Source organism: Peribacillus sp. NJ4, assembly GCF_030348345.1.
In the GTDB taxonomy this organism is placed as follows: domain Bacteria; phylum Bacillota; class Bacilli; order Bacillales; family DSM-1321; genus Peribacillus.
On sequence record NZ_JAUCFQ010000001.1, the window covers coordinates 2,144,006 to 2,159,997 of the forward strand.

Genomic DNA, 15,992 nt, shown 5'->3' on the forward strand with positions numbered 1-15,992 from the left:
CAGGGGGAAATGTGATGTTTCGAACGATGATGAATGGAAAGATCCACCGTGCACGGGTAACTGAAGCTAATTTGAACTATGTTGGCAGTATTACAATTGATGAAGACATAATCGATGCGGTGGGTATTCTGCCTAATGAAAAAGTCACCATCGTGAACAATAATAATGGGGCTCGACTTGAAACGTATGTGATTGCGGGTGAACGGGGGAGCGGTGTCGTGTGTTTGAACGGAGCGGCAGCAAGACTGGTGCAGCCGGATGATATCGTGATAATCATTTCTTACGTGATGGTTGCCGAGGATAAACTGGGAGATCACCAACCAAAAGTTGCGATCATGGATGAAAATAACAAAATCATTGAACTGATTTCAAAAGAACCTGCAGCTACAATCATGTAAGCGGAGGGCCGGCACTTGTGCATGAATCATGCACGGGTGCCGGCCCTTTTCGGCTGATGATGAATGGTGGAACGGGTTTTAGAATAGGTATGATGAACGGCTTGTTTCCTTTATTACGATTATTATGGTATAAAAAAGATAAGAGAATTCCATCAGGAAGTGGAGAAAGCGAAGTTTGAGGTGTACAATTCATGATGCAACGATATGTAGTGGTCGATTTGGAAACAACAGGGAATTCTCCGAAAAAAGGGGATAGGATTATTCAATTTGCTGGCGTGGTCATCGAAAATGACCAAATTGTTGATGAATACTCGACATTCATCCACCCTGGACAGGAAATTTCCTTGTTTATTGAAGAATTGACCGGAATAAGCAACGAGACGGTAAAAAATGCACCTGACTTTGAAGATGTCGCAGAAAATATTGCCCGGCTGATAGAAGGGGCTTGTTTTGTTGCCCATAATGTTTTATTTGACTTATCTTTTTTACAGGAAGAACTAGTACGCTGTGGGTTTGAGCCGTTTTATGGTTCCACCCTTGATACAGTAGAATTAGCGAAAATATTAAAGCCAACATCCGATGGATATAAGCTGCACCAGCTGGCTAAAGAAGAAAACCTAGATCATTCCAGGCCCCATCAAGCGGATAGTGATGCATATGCCACCGCTCTATTATTATTGGAATTGAAAAAAAAGCTGATGAATCTTCCGGTGATGACGCTTAAACAATTATATCGATTATCTTATTCCTTACAAAGTGAGATTTCCGAATTGATAGATGCTTGCATAGCAAGCAAACTTGCTAAAGCAGAAGTCCATTCACCAGATCTTATAACTTATAGGGGCCTTGCATTTAATAAGGCCGAAGAAGAGAGTGACCATAAAGACACGGAGTCAGAATTCCCGCTCGATGATGAGGAAAAGATCGCCATGCTTCAAAGTGCATTCCCTGCTTTTGAAGCAAGAAGCGGTCAGCTTGATATGATGAACATGATTCACCATTCCTTCGAATCCAGCCAAGATGCAATCATTGAAGCTGGGACAGGTATTGGAAAATCCATAGGCTACCTGCTTCCAGCCGTTTATTTTGCAAGAAAACATCAAAAACCGGTCGTCATTTCGACGTATACGCTTCAGCTACAGGATCAACTTCTCCAAAACGAAGTCCCTAAGCTTAAGTCAATCCTTCCTTTTACCTTTCAAGCTGTTTTGTTAAAGGGAAGAAGTAATTATTTGAGCTTGGCAAAGTTCGAAAGGGCATTGCGTGAAAAGGAAGATAATTATGAAACGGCATTAACTAAAATGCAGATATTGGTTTGGCTTACTGAAACCGTAACAGGCGATAAAGATGAATTGAATCTCACAAGCGGCGGTCAACTGTTTTGGAATAGGCTGCAAAGTGATGGTCTTACATACGCCGGTTTAAAACAGCCCTGGATAGAATTGGATTTTTTTGAAAGGGCAAAAAAAACGGCGACCAAGGCGGATATCATCATCACTAATCACTCATTTTTAATGACGGATCTACTTACAGAAGACGCTTTGATTCCCAAGAAAGGGTATCTGATACTCGATGAAGCACACCATTTGGAACAGGCTGCATCTAAACAGCTTGGGAGCAGGCTTAATTATATTTCGGTGAAGACGGTTTTGAATAGACTAGGGACATCAGATCAAAAGCAATTATTGTACAAATTGGACAGGTTACTCTTAAATAATGGACTGACGGATGGGAAGTCTTCGCATGAATTAGATCAAAAGCTTAGTGACTTTTCCTATGAATTCGAACAGCTTTTTTATTACATCTCCAGTCAGGCGGAAAAACTTTCCCGTTCCATGAGTCCGAAACGGCTTTCATTCAAAATAGATGATGGCAGATGGGGTAAAGCGATCCTGGTGGCTGAGCGATTGGTTGACTTGTTAGGTTATATCATCACGGAATTAGAGAAAAGATTGGCGCTTTTATTGAATAAAGAGTCCCCCTTGGGTAAAAATTCATTATTTTACTTAAATGATATTGAAGTGCTGCTTGGGCATTTGCAGGATACCAGGGACTCCCTACATGAATTTTTCATTAAGCCTCATGAAGAAAATATTTATTGGCTTGATTATACGAATTCAGCACCTCAGCACGGGGTGACTCTTACGGTTCAGCCGATTTCAGGAAGTAAATGGTTGTGGGATTCCTATTTCGGGCGCCAAAAAAGTGTGATCATGACATCAGCAACCCTTGTGGTGAAGGATTCTTTTAATTATTTTAAAGAACAACTCGGTTTAGAGAATGAGCTTATTCAGACAGCTAGTTTTCCTTCGCCCTTTCCTTATCAGGAACTCGTAAAGGTTCTGGTTCCAAATGATATACCGGATATCAATTGCTTAACGGTGGAGGAATTCTCGGAAACCGCAGCAAACCATATTATTGCCGCCGCTCAGGCAGCTAAAGGCAGGATGATGGTATTGTTCACCTCCCATGAGATGCTGCGGGCAACGTATCATTCCATTAAAGACACTGGTGTCCTGGATGAGTTCACCCTGTTTGCACAAGGGATTTCTGGTGGAAGCCGTATGAGGCTGCTCAGGAATTTCCAAAATTTCGAAAAAGCCGTCCTTTTTGGGACAACCAGCCTTTGGGAAGGCGTCGATATACCAGGCGAGGATTTATCTTGTTTAATCATTGTCAGGCTGCCTTTTTCTCCTCCGGATGAACCAGTGACAGCTGCAAAATGCCAACTTCTCGAGAAGCAAGGGCGTAATGCTTTTTCTGCGTATTCTTTACCTGAAGCCCTGTTAAGGTTCCGACAAGGATTCGGCAGGCTTATACGAACTCCAGAAGATAAAGGGATTTTGGTTATTCTTGATCGCCGCATCGTCACTGCCAAATATGGTCCCGAATTTCAAAAGGCCATTCCGGCAGTCGACTGGCACCAAGCTTCAATAATAGAAATGGCTGATATGATAGAAGAGTGGATATAAAGAATCTTTAGATTATTCATTAATCCAATTGAATTTTTATCAATTTATAAAGAAAAATAACTTATGAACTGGTATAATGTGAAAGGTGGTAAAGCCTTCAAATCCTTTTCATACCAGTGGTTGTTGACAATATTTAAAAATGGAGGGGCGTTTTCATGGAAAGTAAAATTGAAGTAATTTCAACAGTCAGGTTGCAACATTCTCCTGATCTGTATAAAATTGTGGATTCTTTGAACCGAACATTGAAAAAAGATGATTTAATGTTCGGTCTGGCATTGGATTCCGAAGATCAAGAAAAAGCGATATTTACAATTTATCGTACATAGAAAGAGGGAAAAGCAGCTTTGAAAAAATGGTTGATTATTGCTTCTATCCTGGTCCTTTGTTTTATCGGATTTGTCAGCGGGGCATATATTAAAGCGTTGCAGCCTAAAAAAGAAGCTGGTGATGAGGCTTTTAAAAAGGCGAAGGAAGAGGGCGGCCTTGTGACCATGGAAGAATTCTACCTTTATAATGGGCAGGATTCATACTCTGTCATCATTGGTAAGGGAGAAAAAGGGACTAAAAAAATAGTCTGGCTTCCTGAGGACAAGAAGAAAGAAATAGTAGTGGAAAACTATAAAGATGGTAAATCAAAAAAAGAAATCTTAAGCATTGTCAATGAAAATCTCAATCCCCAAAAAATCATTTCAGTTAAGCTAGGCATGGAAAAGAACGTTCCGCTTTGGGAAGTAACTTATCTTGATGAATCAGAGCGTTTTAACTATGATTATTACGATTTTAAAACTGGGGAATGGCTTAAGTATTATCGAAGCATTTAGAATGGAGGATTAATTTACAATGAAATTAGCGAACCGGGTTCAGTCATTAACCCCATCAACAACATTGGCCATCACGGCAAAAGCAAAGGAACTTAAGGACCAAGGTCTTGATATAATTGGTTTGGGGGCAGGTGAACCAGACTATAATACGCCCCAACATATTATAGATGCCGCCCTTCAATCCATGAATGAAGGTCAAACAAAATACACGCCATCCGCTGGTCTGCCGAAGCTAAAAGAAGCAATTGCATCTAAATTGAAGCGTGATCAAGGCCTGGAATACAAACCTTCTGAAATTTTAGTTGGCTCTGGTGCAAAGCACGCACTTTACACATTGTTTCAAGCGATCTTGGATGAAGAAGATGAAGTGATTGTTCCGATACCGTATTGGGTAAGTTATCCTGAGCAAATCAAGCTTGCTGACGGAAAGCCAGTTTATGTTGTCGGAACGGAAGAAAACCAATATAAAATCACTAAGGAACAATTAGAACAAGCGATTACCGAAAAAACCAAAGCTGTTATCATCAACTCGCCAAGCAATCCAACGGGCATGCTTTATTCCAGGGAAGAACTAGCGGCTATCGGGGAAGTTTGCCTAGCTCATGATATCTTGATCGTTTCCGACGAGATTTACGAAAAGTTGGTTTATGGAAATGCTAAACATACATCCATTGCAGAGATTTCACCGGAATTGAAAAAGCAAACGATCATCATCAATGGTGTATCTAAATCGCATTCGATGACTGGCTGGAGAATTGGTTATGCAGTCGGTGAAGAGTCCATCATTAAGGCAATGACGAACCTCGCTAGCCATAGCACATCCAACCCTACGACAACCGCTCAATATGGAGCGATTGCCGCTTATGAAGGTTCGCAGGAGCCTGTGGAAGAAATGCGTCAGGCATTTGAAGGCCGTTTGAATAAGATATATGATAAATTGGTTGAGATTCCGGGCATTAGCTGCATTAAACCACAAGGGGCATTTTACTTATTCCCGAACGTTAAAAGTGCAGTTGAATTAACGGGTTACAGCAATGTCGAAGAGTTTACGACTGCATTGCTGGAGGAAGCACAAGTGGCTGTTATTCCAGGTTCAGGATTTGGTGCACCTGATAACATCAGACTCTCTTATGCAACTTCATTGGAATTGCTGGAAGCAGCCGTTGAAAGAATCCATTCATTCGTTAAATCAAAAATGGCATAATTTTTTTAAAAACCTGCAGACTCCTGGCTACAACAGGGTCTGCAGGTTTTTTTAGTGGAATTAATAACCCTCCCTTTAAAAGGGAGTTTTTATCATATCAAACCTTCCATAGGTAACTGAACATTATATAATGCAAATCAAGCTTGCAAAGGAAAATCATATATGATTTTTAATAAAAACCGATTGCAATCATATATGATTTCATATATGATGAAAATATGGAAGATAAAAACAAAAACCCCAGCAAAAAGCAAATTGCTTATGAACACCTTCGTAAATTAATTTTGGATGGAACATACGGTTCTGGACAGCGGATCATTATCGATCAAACGGCAAAAGAACTTAGTTTAAGTCCGATTCCTGTCAGGGAAGCAATCAGACAACTTGAATCTGACGGCCTTATTCAATATAAGCCTTATAGTGGAGCAGTGGTTACAAGCATAAATGAGAGCGAATACATTGAAACTCTTTCTGTTTTATCTTTGCTTGAAGGCTATGCAGCCGCACTCAGTTCTTTAACGATGAATGATCATGATTTTGAAAATCTAATTAAATTAAACAAAGAAATGGAAAAAGCGCTCCATAACTTTGAATTAGAGCTGTTTGGTAAGTTAAACGAGTGTTTTCATGCTGAAATTTATGAAAGGTGCGGAAATTCCTTTTTAATAGAGGAAATTAAACAGGCGCAACAAAGAATGAATAGAGTCAGAAAGTCAATGTTCACCATGGTGCCGCAACGCGCAGTCCAATCCATTCGTGAACATGAAAGCATCATAAGGCTTTTAAAGGAAAAAGCTTCTTTTGAAGATATTGAATCATTGGTGAGAAAGCATAAACTGAATGCCATAAGTACATTCAAGCAGAGGTCGGAAACTAATCACGATCAGGCACTTTGATGATCTAGGCTTTGTTTTATAATAGTCGATCGATTATTTATAAAAGCAAGGCCGATTTTTTTACCTATATTATTCCGAATATTCAAATAATCAAAAGGTGGTAGGGAAATGTACGAAGAAATCAAAAGTCGTTTAAGAGGATCCATCGCTCCAGTAATCACTCCGTTTGATGACAAGATGGAAGTGGATGTAAAAGCAATTGAAAATCTGGTAAACTGGCATATTGAAAGCGGTTCCCATGGAATCTCGGTATGCGGGACTACAGGCGAGCCCAGTTCACTAACGATTGAGGAGCGGGAATTAGTGATGGAAACGGCCATTAAAACAGCAAATTCCCGTGTTCCAGTCGCTCCTGGTACTGGATCTGCTAATCAGAAAGAAACGTTAAATTTGACAAAAAGGGCACAGGAAATGGGGGCGGATGCTGCTTTAGTGATCGTTCCATATTACAATAAGCCAAATCAACAGGCACTTTACAATCATTTTAAGACAGTAGCTGATTCTGTTGACATCCCGCTTATCGTTTATAACATTCCTGGAAGAACGGCGACGAATTTAGAAGTGAAGACATTGGCACGTCTTGCTGAAGATTGTAAAAATATTATTGGTGTAAAGGAATCTAATAAGGATTTCGAACATGTGAACCGTGTCTTATTAAATTGTGGAAGGGATTTTCTCTTATATTCAGGCATAGAATTATTATGCTATCCAATGCTGGCTATAGGAGGAGCTGGACATATAAGTGCTACAGCCAATATCACTCCTAAAGAAGTGGCGGAAATTTATAACCATTGGGTGGAAGGTGATGTGAATAAGGCTCTGGACCTCCATTATAAATTAATGCCATTGAATGATGTTTTGTTTAAAGAAACAAATCCAGGACCTTTAAAAGCAGCGATGGGGATGATGGGAAAAATCAATCCTGCATTAAGGCCGCCTATGGGCCCGCCTTCGGAACCATTAGAAAAGGAACTGCGTGAAACCCTTCAATCATACGGACTTATTGACCAAGTGATTGGATCATAATTGGTAGATTGGGAAGATAGCAGAATTTCATACGATTTTTGGCTTCTTCCCGAATTAATTATTAAGGAGGATTTATCATGCCAACTTTTCCCGTGCAAGATGTCCAACATTACATCAATGGTCAATTTGTTGATGGTACCTTAGGGAAAACATTTGAAAATCTTAGCCCTTTTAATAATCAAGCAATCAATAATGTGGCAGAAGGGTTTAAACAGGACATTGATCTAGCGGTAGCTGCTGCAAGAGATGCATTCGATAACGGTCCATGGAGAAAGATGAAAGTGGAAGAAAGGTTGAAATACATTAATAGGATTGCTGATTTAATTGAAGAAAATGCCGAAGAAATTTCCTTCTTGGAATCACTTGATACAGGGTTGCCGATTAGCCAGACAAAAAAACAGGCTGCAAGGGGAGCGGAGAATTTCCGTTTTTATTCTGAAATGGTGAAAAGCAGGCTTATAGGAGAATCGTATCAAGTGGATGACACTTTCATTAATTATACGATTCATAAACCGATAGGAGTGGCGGGATTGATCACTCCTTGGAATGCGCCTTTCATGTTAGAAACCTGGAAAATCGCCCCGGCTCTGGCTACAGGTAATACATGTGTCCTTAAACCGGCGGAATGGTCTCCGTTGACAGCAAATAAATTGGCTCAAATCGTGGACCAATCCGGTTTGCCAAAAGGCGTATTCAATATCGTTCACGGTTTTGGGGAGACAGCAGGAGCGTCCTTGGTCGCCCATCCTGATGTCCAATTGATATCCTTTACCGGAGAAACGACTACTGGCGCTGAAATCATTAAAAATGGTGCGGATACAATGAAACGTTTTTCCATGGAACTCGGAGGTAAATCACCAGCTATCATTTTTGAAGATGCCGATCTGGAAAAGGCCATGGATTCAGTGGTTTGGGGAATCTATTCATTCAATGGGGAGCGCTGCACGGCTAATTCCAGGTTATTTGTCCATGAATCGATAATAGACCAGTTCGTTGCAGAATTGAAGGAACGTGTTCATAATATTAAAATTGGAAATCCAATGGAAGCAGGAACGGAAATTGGACCGCTGATTCATCGAAATCATTTTGATAATGTCTCCCGTTATCTGGATATAGCAAAAGATGAAGGGGCAGAAATTGTAAGCGGTGTCATACCGGTTGAATTTAAAGAAGGGAATTATATCGCCCCGACGCTTCTCTTGAACTGTACAAATGATATGACGGTAGCACAGGAAGAAATTTTTGGACCTGTCATGGCAGTCATTCCTTTCAAGACGGAAGAGGAAGTACTGAAAATGGCCAACGATGTAAAGTATGGGCTTGCTTCTTATGTATGGACCAATGATATGAAACGAGGACATAGATTTGCTCAAGCTGTCGATAGTGGGATGGTCTGGGTGAATTCTCAAAATGTAAGAGATTTACGGATACCATTTGGAGGATCGAAATATAGTGGGGTTGGACGTGAAGGTGGCCATTATAGCTTTGAATTTTATACAGAAACACAAGTTATCCACGTGGCGATTGGAGAACACCATATTCCAAAATTCGGGGATTCGAAACGAAATGCCGTTTCTTCTGCTGAAAAATAATTCGGATTTCAAAAGAAGGGGAGAATACTATGAATTTTTCTATTATTCGTGTTGCGAGAACGATACTTAATGTAACAGATTTAGATAAATCAAGGGCCTTTTATGTGGATGCTTTAGGTTTTGTTGAAACGGAAAGAACAAATGAACACATTTATTTACGTGGTTTAGAGGAAGCGCATCATCACTCGCTTATCTTGAAAAAGGCAAAAAAGCCAAGCGTTGAAGCGATAGGATACAAAGTTGAAAAAGAGGAAGACCTTAAAGAATTGGAATCTTTTTTCCTTTCAAAGGGGATGAAAATGAAGTGGATGAAAGAGGGAACACAGCATGCATTAGGCAAATCGCTTCGAGTTCAGGATATTTCCGGATTGCCAGTGGAATTTTTCAACAAAATGGATAAAGCCGAGAGATTGCTGCAACGATTCGATTTGCATAGGGGTTCAAGGGTCCAAAGGATCGATCATGTGAATTGTAGTGTAACAAATGTGCAAAAAGCCCATGATTTTTATGTGAAGGAATTAGGTTTCGCCTGTTCGGAAGATACTGTTGATGAGTCGGGTCAATTATGGGCGACATGGCTACATAGAAAACAAACGGTCCATGACCAGGCATTCATGAACGGAATCGGTCCAAGACTTCATCATGTAGGCTTCTTTCTGCCAGATCCCCTTGCACTTATCCATGCATGTGATGTGCTGGCATCACTCGGATATGCACAGTCCATCGAACGCGGCCCCGGAAGGCATGGTCTATCCAATGCATTCTTCCTATATTTAAGAGACCCGGACGGTCATAGGATCGAATTATACAATGGGGATTATTTAACGTCCGACCCAGATACAGAACCAATCCATTGGGATTTGAATGATCCAAGGCGTCAGACATTCTGGGGAGCCAAAGCTCCGGATTCATGGTTTGATGAGGCTTCCGCTGTTCTTGATATAATATCAGGTGAAGAAGTTACTCTTGAAGAACCGATCCTGGAAAAAAGCAAGCCTGAATTCATCATCTGATTGCAGCGCGGATATAGGGTGAATGAACGAGCGTCTCGTCAAAACTAACGTTACTCTGATTTTGGAGTGACTATGCATGTGTTCACGTTTCCGTGACAAACTATTCATCCGATCATACCAACTGTTTACCGGTTAAGGGAAAAAATGAACTGGTGAATATAAAATGGAAAACCGCTATATTATGGAAGAACTGCTTACTGAAATTTTTAATGGAACCTTTCTTGTAGAAGAGGAAGGAAGATGGATTTGATATCATTCATGTTCAGCACAAACTTAACTGTATTTCTATTAATTAATTGAATTTTTTAAATTATTCATTTGTAAGCGCTTCGTTTATTGATGCTGAAGGGGGATTCAATCATGCCGGCAAAAACGGGTAAAGAATATATTAATAGGGTAGACAAAGCAAAGGCGAATGTATGGATCAATGGGGAGCAAGTAGAGGATAAGATCAGTGAACATCCAGCTTTTAAAGGGGTCATGAAAACACAGGCGGAATTATATGACCTCCAACATGATTCTGCGAAAGAAGACATCATGACTTATATTTCACCAACTTCCAATGAAAGAGTAGGAACCTCATTCATGCAGCCCCGTACTAAGGAAGACCTTGAAAAAAGGAGGAAAATGATTCAAGAATGGGCAAGACATAATAATGGAATGATGGGACGTTCCCCTGATTATATCAACAGTGGGATGATGGCGTACGGTTCTGCGGCGGATATGTTCGGCAACCAGGATTCGGCATTTGCGAAAAATATGAAAGATTACTATGAGCTCTGCCGGGAAAAGGATTTGTCGTTGACACATACCCTGATTCAACCACAGGTAAATAGGGGAGTTAGTGCGGCAAAGCTTCCGGACCCTTACATCGCTGCCCGGATTGCCGGCAAGAATTCGGAAGGGCTTATTATAAAGGGAGCCAGATTATTAGCTACACAAGGAGGAATTACGGATGAAATCATGGTTTTCCCTTCAACATTGCTTAAACAATTTGAAGAAGAAAACCCTTATGCATTCGCATTCTCCATACCAAATAATACACCGGGGTTAAAATTCATCTGTCGTGAATCATTTGACTATGGCAAATCACATTTCGACCATCCACTTGGTTCACGATTTGAGGAAATGGATTCGATTATCGTTTTTGATGATGTAGTCGTTCCTTGGAATCGGGTATTTGCATATGGGGATGTCGGCATTTGCAACCAGGCTTATAATGAAAGCAATGCGGTTGTTCATATGACCCATCAGGTAGTATCGAAGAATATCGTCAAAACCGAGTTCGTTCTAGGGATTTTGCAACTAATGGTGGAGACCATCAATATAGGGCAATACCAGCATGTTCAGGAGAAAATTTCGGAAGTCATCATAGCCCTTGAAACGGTAAAAGCTTTCATTACAGCTTCGGAGGCAAACGCGAAAGTGGATAAGTGGGGAATGATGACACCTGATTTCACACCGTTAAACATAGCCCGTAATTATTATCCGAAGATTTACCCTAGATTCAGTGAAATAATGCAGCTTCTTGGTGCTAGTGGCTTAATGGCGATACCTAATGAAGCCGATTTCAATTCGGAGCTTCGACCGGATTTGGATAAATATCTTCAGGCCGCTAATGGTGGAGCCTATGACAGGGTTAAATTGTATCGCCTCGCATGGGATGTATGCATGAGTTCATTTGGAACCAGGCAAACGCTGTACGAAAGATTCTTTTTTGGGGATCCGGTCCGTATGGCCAGCGCTTTATATAACGGCTATGATAAACAGGAATATGTGGATCGTGTCAAGGAGTTCTTGAACCGTACTGAACATCTTGCAGAAATCAACTGAGTCAGGTAGCGGTATCCGATCATTTCATAATAAAAGGCCTTCCCGACGATCGGGAAGGCCTTTTATTATACAGTCGGAATTCCAATAGTTCATTTATTTATATCGATCATGAATATTATTTTTTTTATATGTGCCAAAATCACTGAATTCCGTAAGTTCCATGGAAAGGGCAAGATATCTTTTTGAAAAGAGGGATGCCAAATGGGCTTCCATCGTTTCGAAAAGTTGGTCACATACTTTGATTTTATCACTGTCCTGGCGCCCAGCGCCAATTTTTAGTATGGCATGAACAAAGGCATCATCCTCTGTTCCATCGGCAACACGATAATGTTTCAATTCAATGGCCCGGGATCGGATGCCGCCAATTGGAAAGATGGAAGGATAGGAGATCAGTACATCATTCACCTTGCTCAATAAGCTGTCAATCTGGATTTCATCTTTGATATTATCCGTATACTCTATAATAATATGAGGCATGTAATTAGTCCCTTCCGTTAATTATGGATTTTTAAATGTGGCCGATCCCCGCCTTCTGTAAATATATCGTCACCGACTATTGTGCTGACGAGTTTTCCGATACCTTCAATTTCAGTGATGATTTCATCGCCTACAGCAGTATCCGCCAATCCTTCCGGTGTGCCTGTCAATATTATATCGCCTGGACTCAATGTCATGAAGCTGCTGAAATATTCAATTAAATCAGCGATGCTGAAAATCATATCTTTCGTGTTGCCTTCCTGAGTCAATTTTCCGTTGACATATGACTTGATGGCAAGATTTGAAGGGTCTGTAATATCTTCGGCATCTACTAGCCAAGGACCGATGGGGGTGCAGGTATCGCGATTTTTAACCTTTAAGTTTGGTCGATAGTAATTCTCAAGATAATCCCGTATTGCATAATCATTTGCAATGGTATATCCACTTATATACTTAAAGGCTTCTTCCTTTTTTATGTTCTTCGCCTTTTTACCGATGACGACTGCCAGTTCACATTCATAGTGCATATAAGATGCATCAGCAGGCCGTCTTGTCTGCCCACGGTGGCCGATAAAGGTATTGGGACCTTTTAAGAACGCCAGGGGTTCTTCCGGGGTTTTAAAAGCAAGCTCCTTCGCATGGTCTGCATAATTCAAGCCAAGTGCGAACACAGTCCGCGGTTCCACTGGGGGAAGCCAGACAACATCTTGCTCATGGACAATCCGGCCATCCGCCAATTGGAGCTGGCCATTATATTCACTTGCTTGATGTATGGCACCTGCATAGGCTATACGTGCTCTCTTCATAAAATTCCCTCCATTGATAATTTTTCTTCGGAAATGATTGTATTTTCCAAATATCCGATTTCGTCAATTTCTATTCTAATATGGTCATTGGCTTTTGCCAGTGGTGCATTCTCTGGAACTCCCACTAAAAGGACGTCACCCGGATTCAAAGTCATGAAGTCTGTTACATCCTCAATTAGGTGGGAGATGGAGCGAATTAGATTTGAAGTTGAATTTTCTTGCCTAAGCACCCCATTAATATATACACGGATTCCTATAGAATCGGGGTTGGATATGGATTCCTTGAATACGACCCAGGGACCGATCGGGCAAAATCCATCACGTGCTTTATAGCGGATCGCAGGGCGGTAAACGCTTTCATGCGGGATGCTAATATCATTGGCGATCGTAAAACCTTCTATAAAATCCAGTGCATGTTCTTTTTTGACTCTTGTTGCCGTTTTATTGATTACTATTCCAAGTGCCGCCCCGATTTCCAATGCAGGTATACCTTTTGGAAGGGGAACTGGATTTGAAAAAGAAGATAACGTGTTTCTAGGTTTAATATAAAGGATCGGCCCTTTAGGAGGTTCATTATAAGGAGCTTGGTGGAACTTCCCCTTCAATGCATCCAATGATCCTTTATAGTTTAATAATGTCCCATATACCGTTCCTGAAATAGGGATATCCAACTTTATTTGTGATACCTCATATTTATCACCGTTCATTAATAAATACTTTTTTGACAATATTTCAATTTCTTCAGAATATTCCGATTTTTGGAGTTTCACTCTTGCTTTTGTCATGGACACTCACCCCTTGATTTATTATTAATCATATATGATATCGTATATGATTTTTTGTTTAAGTTCAACATTTTTAGATTATTCAGTATAATTATACAAAAATTGTTAAAAAGATTGGTTTTAACTGAAAAATATCTTGAACATTTAGTTAGTAGAGCACCCAGACATCGTCCTTGGTCATAACTCATAGGAGGATTCTCTTATAATAATGTGGAAATTCCCTTTGGGTTCAGATTTAAGAATGGGTGGTTGAACAAATATGAATTCATGGCTGCACACAGTATCCGAAAAAAAATGGACTTTATGGCTGTGCTTCTCTGCAGGCTACTGAAATGGAAATATAGGGGAGTTCGTGCCTATATTTGGAGAAGTAAATTTGTTTTGGGCACGATGGATATAAATACGATGAAAGGACCTAATGGCATGGTTCTGCCCAATAGCACATACATAACTGCTTATAGGTGGTTGTTCGCATCAATGGTCTGGGAACAAGAAAACAGATATTTGAACAGGTCCTGTAGCAGATATTTAAAAGTTTAGATGAGGGTTCAATCATAGTTTTAAAAGCTGAAATGTCAATCGATACATATACCGAGTTGATCATACTGGCTTGGGCGTCTACCATGTCAGCAAATTTGTTAGGGTAGTATCTACCATGCAATCTGGCGAATACGCTCAAAAAACCTGAAAGTGATATCAAAGGCGTGGAACTTCCGCTTCAATTGATTTATTTGCTTGTAAGCAGGGCTATGGGTATAATAAGTAGAGTATATTACATAGTAAGTTAAGCTATTTTTGGAGGTAAATTCCGTGAAAATTACAATAAAAGATGCTAGCAAATTCGTCGATCAAGAAGTTACCATTGGAGGCTGGCTTGCCAGCAAGCGTTCCAGTGGGAAAATTGCTTTTCTTCAAATCCGTGATGGCTCCGGTTTCATTCAAGGAGTGGTCGTGAAAGCTGAAGTGGGTGAAGAAGTTTTCGCTCGTGCGAAATCGGTTTCGCAAGAGACATCCATGTATGTAACTGGTGTCATTCAAAAGGATGAACGCTCGCCGTTCGGTTTTGAATTACAAGTGAAAGATATTGAAATCATTCATGAATCATTGGATTATCCAATTACACCTAAAGCGCATGGTCCTGAATTCTTAATGGATAACCGCCATTTGTGGCTGCGTTCAAAACGACAGCATGCAGTCATGAAAATCCGTAATGAAATAATCCGGGCTACATATGAATTCTTTAATGAAGAAGGTTTCGTAAAAGTCGATCCCCCCATTTTAACAGGAAGCGCTCCAGAGGGAACGAGTGAATTGTTCGCGACTAAATACTTTGATGAGGATGCATACCTTTCACAAAGTGGACAGCTTTATATGGAAGCGGCAGCCATGGCACTAGGGAAGGTATTTTCTTTTGGTCCTACCTTCAGGGCAGAAAAATCCAAAACAAGACGGCATTTAATCGAGTTCTGGATGATTGAACCGGAAATGGCTTTCATCGAATTTAAAGAAAATCTGGAGGTTCAGGAACAATTCGTATCTTCCATCATCCAATCTGTATTGAAAAACTGTCAGCTTGAGTTGAATACCCTGGGCCGTGACACAGCAAAGCTTGAACAAATTAAAGCTCCTTTCCCGCGTATTACCTATGATGAAGCCATTAAGTTCCTTCATGAACAAGGATTTGATGATATCCAATGGGGTGATGATTTTGGGGCGCCGCACGAAACTGCAATAGCAGAAAGTTATGAAAAGCCAGTTTTCATTACTCATTATCCAACCAAAATCAAGCCTTTCTATATGCAGCCTGCTCCTGACAGGGAAGAAGTCGTTCTTTGTGCCGATTTGATCGCTCCCGAAGGATACGGTGAAATAATTGGCGGTTCGGAGCGGATTCATGATCTGGAATTGCTTGAACAAAGAATCAACGAGCATGGCTTGAGCGAAGATGCTTACAAATGGTATATGGAATTAAGAAAATACGGATCTGTACCGCATTCGGGCTTCGGGTTGGGGTTAGAACGTACTGTTGCTTGGATCAGTGGAGTTGAACATGTCCGTGAAACCATTCCGTTCCCACGTCTATTAAATCGTTTATATCCTTGATCTCTTAAAGAAGCGGTTATCTGGCCATATTGGGCAGATAACCGTTTTTTGTTAAAATTATAAGCT

At 40.6% G+C, this 15,992-nt stretch carries 14 protein-coding genes; 11 read left to right on the top strand and 3 right to left on the bottom strand.

Features of this window, described 5'->3' with window-relative positions; all coding sequences use genetic code 11:
- Window positions 1-14 precede the first annotated feature (14 nt).
- From panD to hpaB, 10 genes are all read left to right on the top strand, one after another.
- The gene (gene panD / locus QUF94_RS10815; RefSeq protein ID WP_289315852.1) at window positions 15-398 is read left to right on the top strand and encodes an aspartate 1-decarboxylase; all 384 of its coding nucleotides are present in this window, start codon (window positions 15-17) and stop codon (window positions 396-398) included.
- A 191-nt stretch (window positions 399-589) separates the two neighbouring features.
- On the top strand, window positions 590-3,370 hold the full coding sequence (gene dinG, locus QUF94_RS10820) for an ATP-dependent DNA helicase DinG (RefSeq protein ID WP_289315853.1): 2,781 nt from the start codon (window positions 590-592) through the stop codon (window positions 3,368-3,370).
- A 155-nt stretch (window positions 3,371-3,525) separates the two neighbouring features.
- Window positions 3,526-3,696: a YpmA family protein gene (locus tag QUF94_RS10825; protein WP_064505144.1), complete on the top strand. Its 171-nt coding sequence runs from the start codon at window positions 3,526-3,528 to the stop codon at window positions 3,694-3,696.
- Between the two features lie 18 nt (window positions 3,697-3,714).
- Window positions 3,715-4,191, top strand: coding sequence for a cell wall elongation regulator TseB-like domain-containing protein (locus tag QUF94_RS10830; protein WP_289315854.1), 477 nt, complete (start codon window positions 3,715-3,717; stop codon window positions 4,189-4,191).
- Window positions 4,192-4,210: 19 nt separating this feature from the next.
- Entirely contained in the window at window positions 4,211-5,395 is a 1,185-nt protein-coding gene (locus QUF94_RS10835; protein ID WP_289315855.1) for a pyridoxal phosphate-dependent aminotransferase, read from the top strand.
- A gap of 218 nt (window positions 5,396-5,613) precedes the next feature.
- Window positions 5,614-6,291, top strand: coding sequence for a GntR family transcriptional regulator (locus QUF94_RS10840; protein ID WP_289315856.1), 678 nt, complete (start codon window positions 5,614-5,616; stop codon window positions 6,289-6,291).
- Between the two features lie 108 nt (window positions 6,292-6,399).
- Window positions 6,400-7,317 carry a 2,4-dihydroxyhept-2-ene-1,7-dioic acid aldolase gene (hpaI, locus tag QUF94_RS10845; protein ID WP_289315857.1) on the top strand — a complete coding sequence of 306 codons (918 nt, stop codon included), beginning with the start codon at window positions 6,400-6,402 and terminating at the stop codon, window positions 7,315-7,317.
- Window positions 7,318-7,394: 77 nt separating this feature from the next.
- Entirely contained in the window at window positions 7,395-8,909 is a 1,515-nt protein-coding gene (hpaE, locus tag QUF94_RS10850; protein WP_289315858.1) for a 5-carboxymethyl-2-hydroxymuconate semialdehyde dehydrogenase, read from the top strand.
- A gap of 29 nt (window positions 8,910-8,938) precedes the next feature.
- The gene (gene hpaD, locus QUF94_RS10855) at window positions 8,939-9,922 is read left to right on the top strand and encodes a 3,4-dihydroxyphenylacetate 2,3-dioxygenase (protein ID WP_289315859.1); all 984 of its coding nucleotides are present in this window, start codon (window positions 8,939-8,941) and stop codon (window positions 9,920-9,922) included.
- A gap of 360 nt (window positions 9,923-10,282) precedes the next feature.
- Window positions 10,283-11,755 (top strand): 4-hydroxyphenylacetate 3-monooxygenase, oxygenase component, encoded by a 1,473-nt coding sequence (gene hpaB / locus QUF94_RS10860; protein WP_289315860.1) that lies wholly within the window; start codon window positions 10,283-10,285, stop codon window positions 11,753-11,755.
- Window positions 11,756-11,848: 93 nt separating this feature from the next.
- Here hpaB and QUF94_RS10865 read toward each other — a convergent pair whose 3' ends face one another.
- The 3 genes from QUF94_RS10865 to QUF94_RS10875 are packed head-to-tail and all read right to left on the bottom strand — an operon-like array spanning window position 11,849 to window position 13,823.
- The gene (locus QUF94_RS10865) at window positions 11,849-12,232 is read right to left on the bottom strand and encodes a 5-carboxymethyl-2-hydroxymuconate Delta-isomerase (protein WP_289315861.1); all 384 of its coding nucleotides are present in this window, start codon (window positions 12,230-12,232) and stop codon (window positions 11,849-11,851) included.
- A 17-nt stretch (window positions 12,233-12,249) separates the two neighbouring features.
- Complete coding sequence (locus tag QUF94_RS10870; protein WP_289315862.1) at window positions 12,250-13,038, bottom strand: fumarylacetoacetate hydrolase family protein; 789 nt, start codon at window positions 13,036-13,038, stop codon at window positions 12,250-12,252.
- Entirely contained in the window at window positions 13,035-13,823 is a 789-nt protein-coding gene (locus tag QUF94_RS10875) for a fumarylacetoacetate hydrolase family protein (protein WP_289315863.1), read from the bottom strand. The genes QUF94_RS10870 and QUF94_RS10875 overlap by 4 nt, the downstream gene beginning before the upstream one ends.
- Before the next feature lie 810 nt (window positions 13,824-14,633).
- Here QUF94_RS10875 and asnS point away from each other — a divergent pair.
- On the top strand, window positions 14,634-15,926 hold the full coding sequence (asnS, locus tag QUF94_RS10880; RefSeq protein ID WP_289315864.1) for an asparagine--tRNA ligase: 1,293 nt from the start codon (window positions 14,634-14,636) through the stop codon (window positions 15,924-15,926).
- Window positions 15,927-15,992: the final 66 nt, after the last annotated feature.

Bases quoted from the DNA above. Each gene is read 5' to 3' on its own strand.
- hpaB (WP_289315860.1), top strand. From the start codon at position 10,283: ATGCCGGCAAAAACGGGTAAAGAATATATTAATAGGGTAGACAAAGCA.
- hpaI (WP_289315857.1), top strand. From the start codon at position 6,400: ATGTACGAAGAAATCAAAAGTCGTTTAAGAGGATCCATCGCTCCAGTA.
- hpaE (WP_289315858.1), top strand. From the start codon at position 7,395: ATGCCAACTTTTCCCGTGCAAGATGTCCAACATTACATCAATGGTCAA.
- QUF94_RS10835 (WP_289315855.1), top strand. From the start codon at position 4,211: ATGAAATTAGCGAACCGGGTTCAGTCATTAACCCCATCAACAACATTG.
- QUF94_RS10840 (WP_289315856.1), top strand. From the start codon at position 5,614: ATGGAAGATAAAAACAAAAACCCCAGCAAAAAGCAAATTGCTTATGAA.
- QUF94_RS10875 (WP_289315863.1), bottom strand. From the start codon at position 13,823: ATGACAAAAGCAAGAGTGAAACTCCAAAAATCGGAATATTCTGAAGAA.
- panD (WP_289315852.1), top strand. From the start codon at position 15: ATGTTTCGAACGATGATGAATGGAAAGATCCACCGTGCACGGGTAACT.
- QUF94_RS10865 (WP_289315861.1), bottom strand. From the start codon at position 12,232: ATGCCTCATATTATTATAGAGTATACGGATAATATCAAAGATGAAATC.
- QUF94_RS10825 (WP_064505144.1), top strand. From the start codon at position 3,526: ATGGAAAGTAAAATTGAAGTAATTTCAACAGTCAGGTTGCAACATTCT.
- QUF94_RS10870 (WP_289315862.1), bottom strand. From the start codon at position 13,038: ATGAAGAGAGCACGTATAGCCTATGCAGGTGCCATACATCAAGCAAGT.
- dinG (WP_289315853.1), top strand. From the start codon at position 590: ATGATGCAACGATATGTAGTGGTCGATTTGGAAACAACAGGGAATTCT.
- hpaD (WP_289315859.1), top strand. From the start codon at position 8,939: ATGAATTTTTCTATTATTCGTGTTGCGAGAACGATACTTAATGTAACA.